Raw genomic sequence first — 18,181 nt, 5'->3', positions numbered from 1 at the left:
TTACCCACGTCTCATTACTGACGACTCAACCACGTCTGCGAACAGAACGCATTAGTGACTGTTCACCATCGTGCGCCCACATCCGGGCCCCGAACGTCCCCGTTCATCACAGCCGACTCAGCGCCCGATCCAGTGTCGGCCACGATGCCCGCAGTGCGTCCTGCCAGTATTGCCACGAGTGTGTTCCGGCCGCCGGGAAGTTCGTCGTGACCGGGATGCCGAGTTCGCCGAGACGGTTCACCAGGTTGTGAGCGCACACGTTGGCTCCGGCCTCGATGAGGCCACCCAGAACTGCTTGGTCGACCAACGGCGGAGATCCGGCAGGCCGGACGTTCCCGGGCATCTCGTACTGGCCGGGCAGTCCGCTGGCGTTGGAGACGAACAATTCGAGTCCACGGAGTTTCTCGGCGTTGACGAGTGGATCGTGCTCCACCCACTGCGGATCGCCGTCGGGTCCCCACATGTTGTCGGTGTTGCCGCCGCCGCGCAGCTGCACCAACGCGCGAATGAAGGAACGAGTCACCGGATCGCTCGTCTGCGCGCACCCGCTGTACGACGCCACGCCTCGGTACAGTCCCGGAGCCTGGATGGCGAGATCGAGCACCGATCCCGCAGACATCGACAGGCCTCCGATGGCGTTGACGCCGTCAGCCCCCAAGGCCTCGTCGAGCGCCGGCGGTAGTTCGTGGGTGAGGAAGGTCTGCCACTTGTTCCGGCCGAGCTTCGGGTCGTCGCGTTCCCAATCGGTGTAGTAGCTCAGGTATCCGCCGACGGGCATGGCGACGTTGACGTTCTTGTCCGCGAAGAAGTCCACGATGTCGGTCTTGGCCAACCAGTTGGCACCGTCGACACCCGCACCGGCACCGTTGAGCATGTACAGCGTCGGCCGGGGCACGGACGTGTTGGACGGCCGGATCACCTGGATCTTGACGACGGTGTCCATCGAGGGCGAGCGCACGAAGACGTCCCAGCGAGTGTCGTCGATCTTGTCGATGCTCTCCACCGTCCCTACCGGACGGTGGACCTGATCGGTGGGAGCCGCGGGTTGCGCCGACGCGACCGTCGGAATTCCGAGCAGCAGTCCGGCGGCCAGGGCGAGAGCCGTCAGGCGTGGAGCTTTCATCGATTCTTCAGCTCTTTCTTCTCGGTGGCGCGAAGTTCGTGGGCGATGCGTGGGCCGATGGCAGCAAGGGTGGACGACGCACACATCTGCCAGTGCGTGGCCCGGACGGAGACGACCGTGGTCGATCCGGCGGTGTGTGGATACCACTGCCCGACGCCATCGCCACCGTCCAGACCGGCGGCGAAGAACAGGACATCACCGGGGTAGACGCCCGGTCGATGTTGTTGCAGCAGTGCGTGATTGTGTTGCGCGGACGCGATGAGGCGCTCGATGTCCGCGCGGTCGAGAATGCCGCCGGTGTCGACGGAGTCGAGCAGTTCACCGGCGGTGTCGAGAGACACGACCTGGCCCGCGGGCACGGCGAGGTCGAGGCCGAGTCCGGACATCAGGTCGGCCACGGGAATCGCATCGGCCCAGTCGCCGCTGTCGCCGTGGTGGGCGTCGAGCAGCACGAGCGAGGCGACTCTCCGGCCGGACGTTGCGAGCTGCACCGCCACCTCGTGTGCAATGACACCGCCCAGTGACCACCCCAGCAGATGGACGGGGCCCTCGGACGCGACGCGGCAGATCTCGTCCACGTAGCGAGAAGCCAACTGCGACAGTGTGGTCGGCAACTCGCCCGGGGTCGGGGTCTGCAATCCGTACAGCGGATTGTCGACATAGTTGCCCAATCCCGTGTAACACCAGGACAATCCGAGTATCGGGTGAATGCAGAACACGGGAGCGCCCTCGCCGGCCTCGCGGAGCGGAAGGAGCACCGCCAGCTCCTCGGAATCGGCCGCACCTGCGGAGATTCGCTCGGCAACGGCCGTCACCGTCGCGTCCATCAGGAGCGACTGCATACCGATCTCGTACGACCGGGCGCGGAGTTCACCGATCACTCTCATCGCAGAGAGCGAGCTGCCACCGAGTTCGAAGAAGTTGTCGTCCAATCCGATTCCATCGGTCTCCAACACTGCCTCGAAGGCCTCGACGACGGCGATCTCCGCAGCGGTGGTGGCGGGACGGTACGCGGTGGTCCCGAACACCGGCGCCGGGAGCGCGGCGACATCGAGCTTTCCGGTTCCGGTCCGCGGTATCTCGTCGATGGCCGTCACCGCAGCCGGCACCATGTGAGCGGGCAGAGAACGTCGAGCATGGTCGCGCACGTCCTCCGGTAGTGCACTGCCCGTGATGTAGGAGACCATCGCCTGCTCCCCCGCCGGGCCGGGTACCGCGAGCGTCACCGAGAGCTCGACACCTGCGTGCGCGGTCAGCGCCGCGTCGATCTCCCCGGGTTCGATGCGGAAGCCGCGGATCTTGACCTGCTGATCACTGCGGCCGTCGTACAGCAGACGACCGTCGGCGGTACGCCGCACCAGGTCTCCGGTGCGATACATCCGCGATTCGGGATTCAGGGGATCGGCCACGAATCGTGTTGCGGTCAAACCGGATCGGCGGTGGTACCCACGAGCCAGTGCGGGCCCGGCGACGTACAGCTCCCCACGTACTCCGATCGGGACGCAGCGCAGGCGGGCATCGAGGACCATCGCGCGGAGCCCGTGCAGTGGTCGGCCGAGCGTGATCGGTTCGCCGGGGCGTACCTCACCGAGGGTGGAGATGTCGGTGGCCTCGGTGGGCCCGTACCCGTTGAGCATCAGGCGCCCACGGCTCCACTTGGCTACCAGTTCGGCGCTGCATGCTTCGCCGCCGACGCACAGCACCTCCAGGCAGTCGAGACCCTCGGGATCGAGCGTGGACAGTGCGGACGGTGTCATCAACGCATGCGTGACCTGCTCGTCGCGGATGAACGCCGCCAATTCCGCCCCACCGAGAACGGTCGGCGGTGAGATGACGAGCGTCGCCGCAGCGGACAGCGCCGAGATCATCTCGCCGACGGCCATGTCGAAACTCGGAGACGTGTTGTGCAGGAACCGCGACGAGTGCTGCACTCGATGCAGTTCCTTGCGGGACGCGGCCAGATTGGCCAGGCCGCGGTGACTGACCACCACCCCCTTCGGTCGCCCGGTCGAGCCCGAGGTGTAGATGACGTACGCGGCGGTCGACTCGAGCACCGGTCCGATGAGTTCTGTTGCAGCGACGGGTGTCTCGTCGGCCGGCTCGAACTCGGTGAGAAACGTGGGATCGTCGAGTTCCACCCACGGGACATCCGCAGGCAGAGCGCGTCGAGCATGCGAGGCGGTCACTCCGAGTACCGCACCGGAGTCGGCGATCATGTGTGCGATGCGCTCGGCCGGATACGCCGGGTCGACCGGCAGATATGCTGCGCCGGTTCGGGTGACGGCCCAGGTGCACAGCACCGATTCCGCCGAGCGGGGCAGCGCCACTGCCACCACGGTCTCGGGCCCGACCCCGTATCCCAGCAGCACGCGGGCCAGCCGGTTCGCATAGGCGTCGGCCTCTCGGTAGGTGTAGTCGATTCCGTTCCAGCGCAGCGCAATTGCGTCAGGACGGGCGGACGTGGCCGCGTCGAGGAGCTGGCCGAGGGTCCGAATCGGGGTGTCGGGCGGGCCGTACAGTACTGCGTCGCGCGGTGGTGCGAGGTCGCCGATCGCGGTCGACGGGTCGGCCAGAGCGGCATCGAGGAGCGCGACGAACTCGTCGGCGAATCGACGCGCGGTGTGCTCGTCGAAGAGATCCGTTGCGTAGCGCAGAGATCCGTCCAGACCGTCGGCGTCGGTGATCGTCAGTGCCAGATCGAAGCGGGTGACCTCGGATTCGTACGGAAACGGTGTGATCGTCAGTCCTGGGAGATCCACGCCCCGAGGTCGCTCGGTCTCGAGCGCCAGCAACGCCTGGAACAACGGGGAATGTGCCGTCGAGCGGGCAGGCGCGATGGACTCCACCACTCGATCGAACGGTACGTCGGAGTGCTCCATCGCGGCGAGATCGACGGAGCGTGTGTGCGCCAGGAGTTCGGTGAACGATCGACTCGGATCCACGTTCAGTCGCAGCACGAGGGTGTTGACGAACATCCCGACGACGTCGTCGAGCGCACCCGATCCGCGACCCGACACCGGGGTCCCGACGGGGATGTCCGTGCCCCCGGTCAGTCGAGACAGCACAGCTGCGTACGCCGCGTGCATGACCATGAACACCGAGGTCCCGGTCCGGCGGGCAAGGGCCCGCACACCCACAGCGGTCTGCTCGGACAGCGAGAACTGCACCGCACGTCCACGTTTGGACGCCACGGCCTGCCGGGGTCGATCCGTCGGAAGGTCCAGTACCGTGGGCAGATCCGCCAGAGTTGTCGTCCAGAATCGAATCTGCCGCGACAACACGGAGGTCGGATCCTCGTCGTTGCCCAGGACCTCGCGTTGCCATACGGCGAAGTCGGCGTACTGCACCGGCAGCGGAGTCCACTGCGGCGGGGTGCCATGGACTCGTGACCCGTAGGCGAGCGCAACGTCCCGTGCCAGCGGTGTCATCGACAGACCGTCGGCGCTGATGTGGTGCACGACGAGCACGAGCACGTGTGTGCTCGGTGCGGTCCGCAGTAGCGCACCGCGCAACGGCACGGCGGCGGTGACATCGAATCCGCGGCCGATCACCGCAGCCACCCGTGCCAGCACCTCGCTCTCGTCGATGTCGACCGGGTTCAGGTCGAGTTCGACGTGGTCGAGGATCACCTGGGCGGGACCGGCTCCCACCACCGGGAAGTAGGTGCGCAGCGCCTCGTGCCTGGTGAGCACGTCGTCGACTGCGAGTTGCAGTGCATCACAGTCCACATCGCCGTCCAGGTGCACCGCGAAGGCGATGTTGTACGCGGCCGACGCCGGCTCGAAACGGTTGAGCAACCACATCCGCATCTGCGCGAACGACAGGGGGATGTTCGACGGTCGCGGACCGGCCACCAGACGCGGCAACGCGGAACGTTCGGCAGCGTCGACTGCACCGGCCAGCGAGCGCACCGTCGTCGACTCGAAGATCGTACGGACCGCGAGCGCGGTGCCTGCGGTGTCGTTGATGTGCGCGATCACCCGAGTGGCGGAGAGGGACGTGCCGCCGAGTGCGAAGAAGTCGTCCTCGGCACCGACTGCGGCGACATCGAGGACCAGCGCGAAGGCTGCGGCGACGAGGTGTTCGGTGGCAGTGGCGGGTTCGGCGAACCTCCGTGCGGCCAGGGCCGGCATCGGCAGCGCCGCGCGATCGACCTTGCCGGAGCCCGTACGCGGTAAGCCGTTCAGGATCGTGATCGCTTGCGGCACCATGTGATTGGGCAGCAAGCGTCGCGAGTGGCTGCGAATCGACTCGGGATCGAGCACCCGCCCCGCAGCAGGCACGACGTAGCCGAACACCTGGGAGCCGTTCACCGCACTCACCGCCTGGGCGACGCCGTCGTACTCGGCGAGCACGGCGTCGATCTCGCCGAGCTCGATCCGGAATCCGTGTACCTTCACCTGTGCGTCGGCGCGGCCGATGAACTGGTAGCGATCACTGTGCGGATCGGAACCCGCGGCACCGACCCGGCTGATCCTGCGGACGAGGTCACCGGTGCGATACAGCCGACGACCGCCGTGATCGGCGACGAAACGTGTTGCCGTCATGCCGGATCGCCGATGATAGCCCCGAGCGACGGCATCCCCGGTGAGGTACAGCTCGCCGACCGAACCGACGGGTACCGGATGCAGCCGATCGTCGAGCACGACCGATTCGATTCCCCGCACCGGACCGCCGATCGACACGGGCGATCCGGCCTGCACGGGCCCGTCGATCGTGGCGAAGACGGTGGTTTCGGTGGGGCCGTAACCGTTGAAGAACCTGAGGTGCTGCGCCCACGCGTCGGCGAGGGCCGGGGGGCAGGCTTCGCCACCGACGACGATGGTGGTCGACGCCGAGATCTCGGACGGGTCGACGGTGGCCAACGCGGCCGGGGTGACGAAAGCATGGGTGACGCGCTGCAGCACGGCCGTGAGTTCGGAACCGCCGAGGATTTCCGGGTCGGCGATCACCATGGTCGATCCGGCCCCGACGGCCATCAGCAGTTCCACCACCGAGGCGTCGAAGCTCGGCGACGCGAAATGCAGGGTACGAGAGTCGTTGTCGAGACCGAACCGATCGACGAGGTCGGCAACCAGGTTCACCAGGCCGCGGTGGGACACGACGACGCCCTTGGGGTGCCCGGTGGTCCCCGAGGTGTAGATCGTGTATGCCGGGTGATCGGGTCGAAGCATCGCGGTCCGGTCGAGGTCACCCACCGGTGCGCAGTCGATCAGCGGGTCGGCTGCACTGTCGATGGAGATCCAGGTGTGCTCTCCGGGCAGGAAATTCAGGTGATCGTCGTCGGTGATTCCCAGACTCACACCGGAATCGGTGAGCATGTAGTCGATACGATCGGCTGGGTACGTCGGGTCGATGGGAACGAACGCGGCACCGGTTTTGGCCACCGCCCAGGTTGCCAGCATCGAGGAGATTCCACGGCGCAGCGCTATTGCCACGTACTGCTCCGGCCCGATACCGCGCCGCATCAGTGTGCGAGCGAGGACGGTCGCAGCATCGTCGAGCGTGGAGTACGTCCACTTCGAGGCACCGCTCTCGAGCGCGATACCGCTGCCTCCCGCACTCATGACCGCACCCGCCAGCAGATCGGGCAGTGTGCGGTGTCCGAGCGCGGGGGCACCGACGAGCCGGGGTGCTTCCTCGGCGGTCAGGATGGGGATGTCTCCCACCGGCCGAGTCGGATCTGCGAGCGCGGCCGTGAGGATCGATCGATACCGCTCGGCAAGACAGGTCACCGTCGATGCGTCGAAAATATCTGTCGCATAGACGATCTCCACCGACGCGGTCCCTGCGGCGAGCGAGACGGTGACATGCAGATCGAACTTGGCCGCGACGTGCGAGGTGTCGAGTGGACGGACGGACAGATTCGGCAGCTCGACGGACGGTGGACTCGTGTCCTCGATCGAGAGCATCACCTGGAACAGGGGGTGGTGGGCCGTCGATCGCGGCGGCTGAAGGATCTCGACCAGTCGCTCGAACGGGATGTCTGCGTTGGCGTAGGCGTCGAGGTCGCGCTCACGCACCGAGGCCAGGACGTCGGTGAACGATTCGGCCGGGTCGATGTGTGCGCGCAGCACGAGGGTCCCGACGAACATCCCGACGAGGTCGTCGAGTTCGCGTTGCCCGCGTCCGGCCACCGGAGTGCCGATGGCGATGTCGCGCTGACCCGAGACACGGGCGAGCGTCACTGCCAAGGCGGCGTGCACGATCATGAAGCGGGTGCTTCCGGTGCGCTCGGCGAATGTACTCAGTGCGGCGACGGTGGTGGGTTCGATGTCGATCGAGACTCGATCACCCCGGTGGGACGCCACCGGTGGATGCGGTCGATCGGCGGGCAGCGTGAGCCGCTCGGGCAGGTCGTGCAGTGCGGACGTCCAGTACCGGATCTGCTGGGACGCAGGCGAATCGGTATCGGATTCGTCGCCGAGGCGTTCGAGAGTCCACAGCGCGTAATCGGCATACTGCACCTCGAGCGGCGTCCATTGCGGGTGGTGGCCGGCGGCGCGAGATCCGTACGCGATCATGACATCGCGCGCGAGCGGATTCATCGACCATCCATCGGCGGCGATGTGGTGCGCCACGACCACGAGGACGTGGTCTTCCGGTGCCAGCTCGAGCACGGCCACGCGCAGTGGCGGAGCGACGGTGACGTCGAATCCCTGTGACGCGAGGGCGTACAGGGCTCCGTCGAGCAACGATTCTGTGGTCGTGGCGACGGTCACGTCCGGGTACCGAGACGTGACGACTTGCTCGGGGCCGGCCGGGCCGTCGGGGTAGACGGTGCGCAGCACTTCGTGGCGCTCGACGACATCGTTCAGACCGACACGCAGGGCATCGACGTCGAGTGCGCCGGTGATTCGGAACGCCGCGGCGATGTTGTACGCACCCGAGGACGGGTCGAAGCGGTTGAGCAGCCACATCCGGTGCTGTGCCGGAGACAGTGGAATATGGTGCGGCCGTGCGCCTACGACGATGGCCCGATGACCGCCGCCGCGGCCGAGACGCTGTGTCAGGGCACGGACGGTCGGTGCCTCGAACAGGTCTCGGACTCCGAGGTCGGCATCGAGCTCGGCATTGATGCGCGCAATCACCTGCGTGGCGGTGAGAGAGTCGCCGCCGAGGGTGAACCACGACCGCGTGACGCTCACGCTCTCGAGCTCGAGCACGTCGGAGAAAATCTGTGCAACAGCGTGTTCGGCGTCGCCCGACGGCGGGACGAACTTCTCGGCCGATACGAGCGGGTCGGGAAGTGCGGTGCGGTCGAGCTTTCCGGTGGCACCGAGAGGCATCGCGTCGAGCACGACGATGCTCGACGGCATCATGTAGTCGGGCAGAGTGCGCGCCACGTGGGCGGACACCTCGTCGCTGTTCGCCGTTCCGACGATGTACGCGATCAGGCGGTCCTCGCGGACCAGAGCGACGGCGGAGTTCACCCCCGCCACGGCGTGCAGAGCCGTCTCGACCTCGCCGAGCTCGAGACGCTGACCACGAAGCTTGACCTGGAAGTCGTTGCGGCCCAGGTACTGCAGTGACCCGTCCTCGGACCACCGAACGAGATCTCCCGTGCGATACAACCGGAGTCCGGCGGACGCAGCGACGAAGCGTCCGGCCGTGAGGTCGGCGCGCCCGGCGTAGCCGCGAGCCAACTGCACTCCGCCCAGGTACAGCTCACCGGTGACGCCCATCGGCACGGGCTGCAGCGCCGAGTTCAGTACGTGGACGGTGGTGTTCCAGACCGGCACGCCGATCGGCACCGACCCCTGCTCGCCGGGCCGGGTGCGGTGGTAGGTGACGTCGACGGCCGCTTCGGTCGGTCCGTACAGGTTGTGCAGTTCGGCATCGACCGCCTCGTGAAAGCGATCGACGATCGCTCGGGGCAGCGCCTCCCCGCTCGCGAACACCTGCCGCAGCGAACTGCATCGTTCGGGCGAGCCGTAGGACAGGAACAGCTCGAGCATCGACGGTACGAAATGCACAGTGGTGACCCCGTGCTCACGAACGAGAGCCGACAGGTACATCGGGTCGCGGTGGCCGTCGGGTTCGGCGATGATCGTTCGTGCTCCGGTCAGCAGTGGCCAGAACAACTCCCACACCGAGACGTCGAACGTCGCCGGAGTCTTGTGCAGCACGACGTCCTGGGGCGTGAGCGGATACTCGTGCTGCATCCACAGCAACCGGTTGACGATCGCGCGGTGAGAGACGGTGACACCCTTGGGCTTTCCGGTGGAGCCGGAGGTGAACAGTACGTACGCCGCGTGGTCGGGACGCAGGTGTGGCAGGGGATCGAGCGGTGCCGTGCTGACGCCGTCGAGGTCGAGGGTGTCGGGATCCACGACGTCGATGCCGACGTCGTCCAGCGCACCGAGAATCATCGACGGTGATGCGGCAGTGATCATGTGCTCGATGCGGGCGGTCGGCATCGACGGGTCGATAGGGAGGTAGGCACCACCCGCGGCGACCACCGCATGCACTGCGACGAGCTGATCGAGCGAGCGGGCCATCGCCACCCCCACCACCACGTCCGGTCCCACCCCGGTGCTGCGCAGATACCTGGCCAAGCATCGAACTCGGGCCCAGAAGTTCCCGTACGTCAGACTCCGATTCTCGAACACCGCTGCCGTGGTGGAGAAATGCTCGTCCGCCGCTGCAGCAAGGAGGTCGACGAGCGTGTGGGTGGCCACCGGGTGTTCGGTGCTGTTCCAGGCTGCCCGACGCGCATGCTCGTCCTCCGAGAGCAGGTCGAGTTGCGTCACCGGGGTCCGAGCGTCGCCGCTGAGTCCACGGAGAGCGCGAGCGAACCGATCGGCGATCGACGACGCCCGTGCTGGATGAACGTACGCCGCAGCGTATTTGAGCGTGATGCGCACGGTCGGCTCGAGGACGGTGATCAGTGTCAGCGGGTAATGGGTGGCATCGGTGACGCGGAGGTCGCGTACCCGCAGGCCGGCGATGTCGGTGTCGCGATCGAGCGCGGAGTGGTCCACCGGGTAGGACTCGAACACCGTCAACGTGTCGAATCCGGCCCCGACCCCCACCCGTGCGCGAACCTCGGGCAGACCTACGTGGTGGCTGTCCAGCAAGTCCACGTTCTGGGTCTGGAGGCGGGCGAGCAGCGATGCGACGGTGTCGTCTCGGTGCACGTGCACCCGGACCGGGAGGGTGTTGATGAACAGTCCGAGGGTGTCCTCCACACCGGTCAGATCGGCCGGCCGACCGGAGACCGTCGCTCCGAACACGACGTCGTCCCGACCGAGCTCTGCGGCGAGGACCAGTGCCCAGGCTGCCTGCACGACGGTGTTGACGGTCACCGACAGCTCTCGCGCCGTGGCCTTCAGGGCCGTCACCGAGGCGTCGTCGAGAACGACGGCGAGTTCGGCGGGCATCTCCTGTTCGCCGCCGTGACCGGGGGCGAGCAGCGTCGGTTCCTCGACGCCTGCCAGGGCCTCGGACCACTTGTCCAGTGCCCCTGCGTGATCGCGTTCGTCGAGCCACTTCAGGTAGTCGCGGTACGTTCTGGCCGGGATCGGGATGGGACCGTCGGCTGCGTAGAGCACCAGCAGTTCCTTGACGAAGATCGGCATCGACCAGCCGTCGAACAGGATGTGGTGGTTGGTCACCACCAGGGACGCCCCGTCCTCGGTCGTGACCAGTACGAAACGCAGCAGCGGTGGCGCGTCCAGGTCGAATCTCGCACTGCGCTCGGCGTGAGCGATGGCCGGAACGTCGACGCGACCGGCATCGACGGTACGCCAGGGCAATTCGGGGTCGGCGAGTACCAGCTGTACCGCTGCTCCCCTGGTGTCCCTGACGAACGCGGTACGCAGGCTGTCGTGGCGCGCGAGCAATCGACTCGCGGCTCGGTGCAACCGGGCTTCGTCGATGTCGCCGCCGAGATCGAACACCAACTGGGCGGTGTAGACATCGACGTGTCCGCGCGTGAGTTCGGAGTGGAACATCAGTCCGTGTTGCAGCGGGGCGAGCGGCCAGATGTCGGCCAGCTCGCCAAAAGTGCTCTCCCACTGATTGATTCGATCCTGCGCGACGGCCACCAGCGGAACATCGCTCGGCGTCAGCCCGCCGACGTGGGCGGCTCCGGCGTGCTCGGCGAGACGATGCAGCGCAGTCGTCCACCGATCCGCCATGCCGCTGACGGCGTCTCCGTCGAAGGCACCGCGGGGGTACGCGAACGTGGCGCGCAGCTGCCCGTTGGTGACAACGGCATTGATGTCGAGTGCCACTGCCACCGGCAGGTTGTCTCCACTGCTCGACTCGATGTCGGCCGACGCATCCGGGAGCCACCCGCGCCCGCGGAGGGCGTCGGGAATGTCGGTGGTGATCCGCCCCAGATAGTTGACTCCGATCTGCGGGGCGTCGTGTTCGGCGAGTAGTGCGGCGGTGCGGGGGTTCAGGTATCGGAGCAGCCCGAATCCACTGCCCTGGTCTGTGCCGGTGCCGTGGCTCGGGATGGCGCGGACCTGTTCCTTGACGAGCTTGACGGCGGCGGCCACCGAGCCGTCGCCGGCCAGGATGCGCTCGGCGTCGACACCGTCGAGCGAGAGCCGAACCGGATGCGTCGAGGTGAACCAGCCGACGGTCCTGGACAGGTCGGCTCCGGGCACGAGATCCTCGTCGCGGCCGTGACTTTCGACCGAGACCAGAAACGAGGACGATACGTCGGCTCGGACCGCTACGGCCAGCGCCGTGAGCAGAATGTCGTTGACGGTGGCGCGGTAGGCGCGGGTCAGCCGTCCCGTCAGCGCTTCGGTGATCTCGGCGCTGAATTCGACCGACACCCGATCTCGGGTGCGACCGAGGTCGATCGCGGGATCGAGCGCACGCCGACCGATCGGTTCGTTGGGCCCGTCGAGAATTGCCGTCCAGTCGGGCAATTCGGATTCGGCGCGTTGGGCGGCCTCGCTCAGTCCGTGGGCCCAGCGACGCATGGAGGTGGCCACCGGCTGCAGGACCACTGCGGACTTCGCCTGCACCTGGTGCCATGCTGTGGCCAGATCCGGAATCAGGATGCGCCACGAGACACCGTCGATCACCAGGTGGTGCGCGATGACGATGATCCGGCCGACTCCGTGGGTGTCGATGATCTCGCGAGTGCCGAACCGAGGGGCGACCCAGACGACCTGCAGCATCACGCCGTCGCGCGGCCGTAGCCGCGACGCGAACGCACGTACGGATTCCGTTATGACGGAGGAGAATTCATGGCTGCCGGGCTTGGTGGTGGTGGACACGTGGGTGACGACGGCATCGAGATCGATGCTGCCCTTCGGCTGCACCGTGAGACCGTCCTCGGTGAGGACCGAGCGCAACGCGTCGTGATGGTCCAGTATCGCGGCAACGGTGCGCCGCAACCCGTCGAGCTCGAGATCGACCGGTGCGGTCAGCACGATGCTCTGGTGGAACGTGTCCATGGCCTCGGCTCGGGTCGACGAGCGGACGGTGTGAGACATGATCGGTGTCAACGGCATGGCGCCGACCCCTCCGCCGGGAAGCTCGTCGAGCGTCACCTGATGGGCGGCGTCCGTCGCCACCTCCGCCAAGCCGGCGACGGTCCGACGCTCGAACACGTCGCGCGGGGTGAACACCACTCCGAGCGACTTGGCGCGAGAGACCAACTGGATGGCGACGATGCTGTCGCCGCCGAGGGCGAAGAACGAGTCGTCCACGCCCACCGAATCACGTTGCAGTACTGCGGCCATGGCGTCGGCGATGGTCTTCTCGACCGGCGTGACCGGGGCGCGGTAGGCGGCCGCGTCGGACTCGAAGGTCGGTTGTGGCAGTGCGGATCTGTCGACCTTGCCGGTGGGGGTCAGTGGGATGGCGTCGAGTTCGACGAACATCGCGGGCTGCATGTGCATCGGTAGGAATCGAGAGGCGAAGGTACGCAACGCCGTGTGGTCCAGTGCAATGGAGTGGGCCGGCTTGACGTACGAGACCAGGATCGATGCTTCGCCGTGGTGGTGGACGACCGATACCGCGAAGTCGACGCCCTCGTGCTGGGACACGACCGCGTCGATCTCACCGAGTTCGATGCGGTGCCCGTGCACCTGGACCTGAAAGTCGCTGCGGCCGACGAACTCGAGCTCGGCCGAGTCCAGCGGACCGGTCCACCGCACGATGTCTCCGGTGCGGTACAGACGGCGTCCGTGGCCGAACGGGTCGGCGACGAAGCGCGCGGCCGACAGACCGGTTCGGTGCTGGTAGCCGCGCGCGATGCCCGGGCCGCCGAGATACAGCTCTCCCGCCGATCCGGGGGGCACGGGACGCAACCAGCGGTCCAGCACCACGGCGCGGGAGCCCTGAACGGGTCGCCCGATCGTGACGGCACGGGGGTCGGACTGCGGCCGCGTGATCGTGACCACGATGGTGGTCTCGGTGGGTCCGTAGCTGTTGAACAGCAATGCTTTCCCACCGAAGCGATCCACCAGGTCCGGTGGCATGATGTCGCCACCGACGACGACGGTTTCCAGGTGACCGAGCTCGGCCGCATCGACCGTGGTGAGCAACGCGGGTGCGCAGATGATGTGGGTGATGCGGCGCTCGCGCAGCAGGTGCGTCAGCTCTGCGCCGCCGATCACGGAGGGCGGGGCGACCACCATGGTCGCTCCTGCACTGAATGCCTGGATCATCTCGAACAGCGACGCGTCGAAGCTCGACGACGAGAATCGCAGCAGTCGCGACGAGGTGCTCACGCGCAGTTCGGGTCTGGCGTCCGCCGCGAAGGTGGCCAGCCCGGTATGGGTGACCAGAACGCCCTTGGGGGTGCCGGTCGAGCCGGAGGTGTAGATCATGTACGCGGCGTGGTGCTCGGTGAGGGCTGCGCGTCGATCGGCGTCGGTGATCGGTGCGCTCGATCGTGCCGCGCATTCCTCGCCGAACTCCGTGTCGTCGAGATCGAGCCAGTGCACCCGTTGTGGAAGTTGCTGCGAGAGCCCCTGTTCGCTGATCCCGATGGTCACACCGGAGTCGACGAGCATGTGGGTGATGCGTTCGGAAGGGTACCCGGGATCGATCGGCACGAACGTGGCACCGGACGCGGCGACGGCCCACAGCGCGACGACGGACGCCGTCCCGCGCGGCAGGGCGACGGCGACGGCGCTGCCCGGCCCGGCTCCACGGGCGATCAGAGCGCGCGCAACGGCGTTGGCGCGGTCGTCGAGCTCGCGATACGTCAGTCTCTCGTCCTGGAACTCGACGGCCGTGTTCTCGGGTGCGGATTCGGCGCCGCGTCGGAGCAGGTTCGGAAAGAGTTCGCAGGCAACGGCGTCGGGGCCTGCGAGTGGTACGAGCGCGGACCTCTCGGCGTCGTCGAGCAGGTCGAGTTCCAGAACGGGTGTCCGGGAGTCTGCGGTGAGGAAGTCCTCGAACAACGCGAGGAACCGACGATGCAGCGTCTCGAACTGCTCGGTGCCGTAGATGTTGGGGTTGCCCTCGAATTCGAGGCGGGAGCGCGTCCCGTCGGTCGCCGGGTAGATGTTGACCGAGAGGTCTTCCACGGGGCCGGTGGAGAGCACGTTGAACTCCCCGGTGAGCGGTCCGAACGGCACCTCGCTCTCGTACGCCATGATGTTGATCGCGGGGCCGAAGAACCCGCGGGTCTCGGTACCTCCGCCTGCGTCGCGGCGAATGTCCTCGGCACGATACCGCTGGTGTCGCAGAGCTCCGGTCAGTTCCAACTGCACCTCGGCCACCAGCGTCGCCAGTGTGCACTGCGGGGTGATACGAACCCGGATCGGCAGTACGTTGGAGACCATCCCGCCGGAACGTCGCAGCACAGCTGTGGTGCGGCCGGCCACGGGCAGGCTCAGTACCACGTCGGTACTCCCCGTCATCCGCGCGAGAAACGTTGCCACCGCGGCGATGGCGAGCGGAGCGAACGCCGAGTCGAGTCGGTCCGCTGCACGACCCAGGGCCTGCTGCATGACCTCGGGGAGATATCCGCCGCACAGATGCGCCCGGGGCGCCGGAGGTGCGAGGACGCCCGTGATGGACGTCGGCGGCGGAAGATCGGTCGTCTTGCTCTGCCAGTACCGGCGATCCTTGTCGAACCGTGGGGAGTTCCGGTACTGCGTTTCGGCGGCATACACCGCTCCCAGCGACCCTGCGGTCGAGTGCTCCGGCTCGCGACCGCCGCTGACGGCGGTGTAGATCGACGCGACGCGCCGCATGAACTGAACGGCACCGTATCCGTCGAGCACGATGTGGTGGACGTGGGAGTACCAGAACACCCGGTCGCTGGAGATGAGGAGTATCGCGCCTTTGATGAGGCGACCGTGGGTCAGATCGATGGGGGTGCTGTACGAGGCACGCATCCACTCCCGCGCTGCTGCCTCGGGGTCCGTTTCGCTACGGAAATCGAGCACTACGGTGTCGTCGCCTTGCTCGACGTCGATGTACTGGTGCGGTTCTCCGTCGATTTCGATCAAGCGCAATGATCCTGCGCCGAATTCGCGCGCAGTACGCCTGCCGGCGTATCTCATCAGATCGATATCGACGGCACCGCGAATATCGAGGTAATTCGCAATGGTGATGGGTACTGCACTCAACAAATGTTGAGCAAACCATAATCCGCGTTGGGAGGCCGTGAGTGGAAACGGTTCGGTGTCGTCGATTGACGTACGATCGATCTCTTCTTCCCGAATCGTCAGTGAATCAACGGATTCCACAGACTTGCCTCTTCGCGCACGTAGGGGAGCGGTGTCCGGCGCGTCGTCACGCTGAGAATGGAAATCGACGTTGCCCCGAACGTCCTCCATTTCGAGCATTGCCCGAACGGAGTTCCAGCCACCGGCCTATCGAGTCAGGTTTGCACACGCATTGGAAATGGGTCAACTGCCTGCGCTGCATCGGCGGGGACATTGTGAATACACAGAATCCCACTCGGCCATTCGATGACAATTGACAATGCCGAAAGGCGTCCATAATCGACTGTGATCGACTATGGACGCCTTTCGCGTGCTGCTGGTCGGTAGCTGTCAGGCAGACTTCCAGACTGCCACGACGGACGGCCGCGGCTGGGTGTCGCCGCCGTCGGGCCAATGCGAGATCGGTGCATCGGCAGAGGCGTCGTCGCCCTCGCCCGGGTGCTGCACGCACACCACGACTCGCTCGTCGGAGATGATCGGACCGCAGGTCTCACCTCCGGCGGGAACGGTCAGGAACTGACGAGTCTCACCGCGTCGCGGCCCGTCGAGGACCACCGCGAACAGACCGTCGTTGGAGTCGAGCGCGTTTCCGTCGGTGGAGACCCACAGGTTGCCCTTGGAGTCGAAGGCGAGGTTGTCCGGGCACGAGATGGGGCTGACCTGACTCTTGTCGAAGCCGCCGAAGTACGTGTCGGCCTCGTTCGGGTCACCGCACACCAGCAGCAGGTTCCAGGTGAAGGACGTGCCCGCATGGTCGTCGTCGAGCTCGAGCACCTGACCGTTCTTGTTGGTGTTGCGAGGATTGGCCTCGTCGGCCGCGGCCTTGCCCTCGGTGCCGCGGTTGGAGTTGTTCGTCAGCGCGACGTAGACCTTGCCGGTGACCGGGTTGGGCTCGAAGTCCTCCGGACGGTCCATCTTGGTTGCGCCCACCTTGTCGCCTGCCAGGCGGGTGAACACCGCGACCTCCTCGGCGGACATGCCGTCGACGAGTGACGTGCCACGGCCGTCCTTGCCGGTCTCGAGCAGCGGGATCCATGTTCCGGTTCCCTTGAACTCGCCACTGGCGGGCAGTGTGCCCGACCCGTCGATCTCGTCCGGGGAGTCACCGGTGAGGGTGGCGACGTACAGCGTGCCCGCGTCGAGCAACGTCATGTTGTTGCGCATCGCGGCAGCGCCGGTGCCGGGCATCATCTTTCGGCTGGAGACGAACTTGTACATGTAGTCGAAGCGCTCGTCGTCACCGCTGTAGGCGACGACGGTGCCGTCGTCGGTGACGTAGATGGTGGCGGCTTCGTGCTTGAAGCGTCCCAGCGCGGTGTGCTTGATCGGAGCCGACTGCGGATCCCACGGGTTCACCTCGACGACGTACCCGAATCGGTTGGGCTCGTTGGGCTCCTGCGCGATATCGAAGCGCTTGTCGAAGGTCTCCCACTTGCGATCGCTGGCGGCACCCTCGATGCCGTAACGGGCGAGTCGATCGGCGGCCACGGTCTCGGTGACCGACTCCGCGTTGCCGAAGTACTGGTTGAAGTTCTCCTCGCCGGACAGCACCGTGCCCCACGGCGTCAGGCCGCCCGAGCAGTTGTTGAACGTGCCGAGCACGCGGGTACCCGTCGGATCGACGCTGGTCTTGAGGAGGTCGCTGCCCGCAGCGGGTCCGGTGACGACGAACTCCGTGGTGCCGGTGATGCGGCGGTTGTACCGGCCCATCGCGGGGGTGAGCTTGCCCGAGTTGCCCTCGCCCTGAACCTGAACCACGCTCAGACCGTGTGCGGCCAGCGCGATGTCGAACTGCTCGCGCGTGGGGTTCTCCTCGTCGTAGCCCTTGAACATCGCCGGCTCGGTGGTGTACTCGTGATTGACCACCAGCAGGAAGGCGTTGGGCGTTCCCTCCACCGGCAGCAGACCGGCGAAGTCGTTGTTGAAGCCGAACTGCATCGCCTGTGCGGCCGCGGTCTGGTTGTCGAAGTCGAATGCCGGAGCACCGTCGACCACCGGGTCGCCCCAGCGGATGACGACGGCCTGCTCGTGGCCCTCGGGGATCACCACGGCGTCCTCGGTGTTCGGTTCCACCGCAACGAAATCCACGCCGTCGACCGGCGGGGCATCGGCACCCGAGGTGCTCGAGCTCGCGCTTCCGGTGGTGGCCGGCTCGTCGGTCGAGCACGCCGCAAGAGCGCTACCCGCACCCACGGCGAGCACCGCCATGGCACCGCCCTTGATGACACCGCGCCGCGACATCGCGGTCTTGACGATATCGCCGAAGTACTCACCCTTCGACGTGTTGGGAACCTCGTGGAAACACGCATCTCCGCACTTGTACTTGCACGTCAATGATGATCGCTTGGAGCTTCCGTCGTGAACCGCGAACAAGGGTAGTGGCTTCATGAGTGGGCACGCT

At 66.6% G+C, this 18,181-nt stretch carries 3 protein-coding genes; all 3 read right to left on the bottom strand.

Annotated elements, in window-relative coordinates:
- Positions 1 to 106: 106 nt before the first annotated feature.
- Complete coding sequence (locus tag MTX35_RS14520) at positions 107 to 1,123, bottom strand: alpha/beta hydrolase family protein (RefSeq protein ID WP_243595654.1); 1,017 nt, start codon at positions 1,121 to 1,123, stop codon at positions 107 to 109.
- Positions 1,120 to 15,801, bottom strand: a complete 14,682-nt coding sequence (locus tag MTX35_RS14515) for a non-ribosomal peptide synthetase (protein ID WP_308198132.1) — start codon at positions 15,799 to 15,801, stop codon at positions 1,120 to 1,122. The genes MTX35_RS14520 and MTX35_RS14515 overlap by 4 nt, the downstream gene beginning before the upstream one ends.
- Before the next feature lie 309 nt (positions 15,802 to 16,110).
- Positions 16,111 to 18,168: a PhoX family phosphatase gene (locus MTX35_RS14510; RefSeq protein ID WP_243595652.1), complete on the bottom strand. Its 2,058-nt coding sequence runs from the start codon at positions 18,166 to 18,168 to the stop codon at positions 16,111 to 16,113.
- Positions 18,169 to 18,181: the final 13 nt, after the last annotated feature.

This window comes from Rhodococcus sp. ARC_M12 (assembly GCF_022810385.1).
In the GTDB taxonomy this organism is placed as follows: domain Bacteria; phylum Actinomycetota; class Actinomycetes; order Mycobacteriales; family Mycobacteriaceae; genus Rhodococcoides; species Rhodococcoides navarretei.
This window is presented reverse-complemented; position numbering and strand designations above follow the sequence as displayed.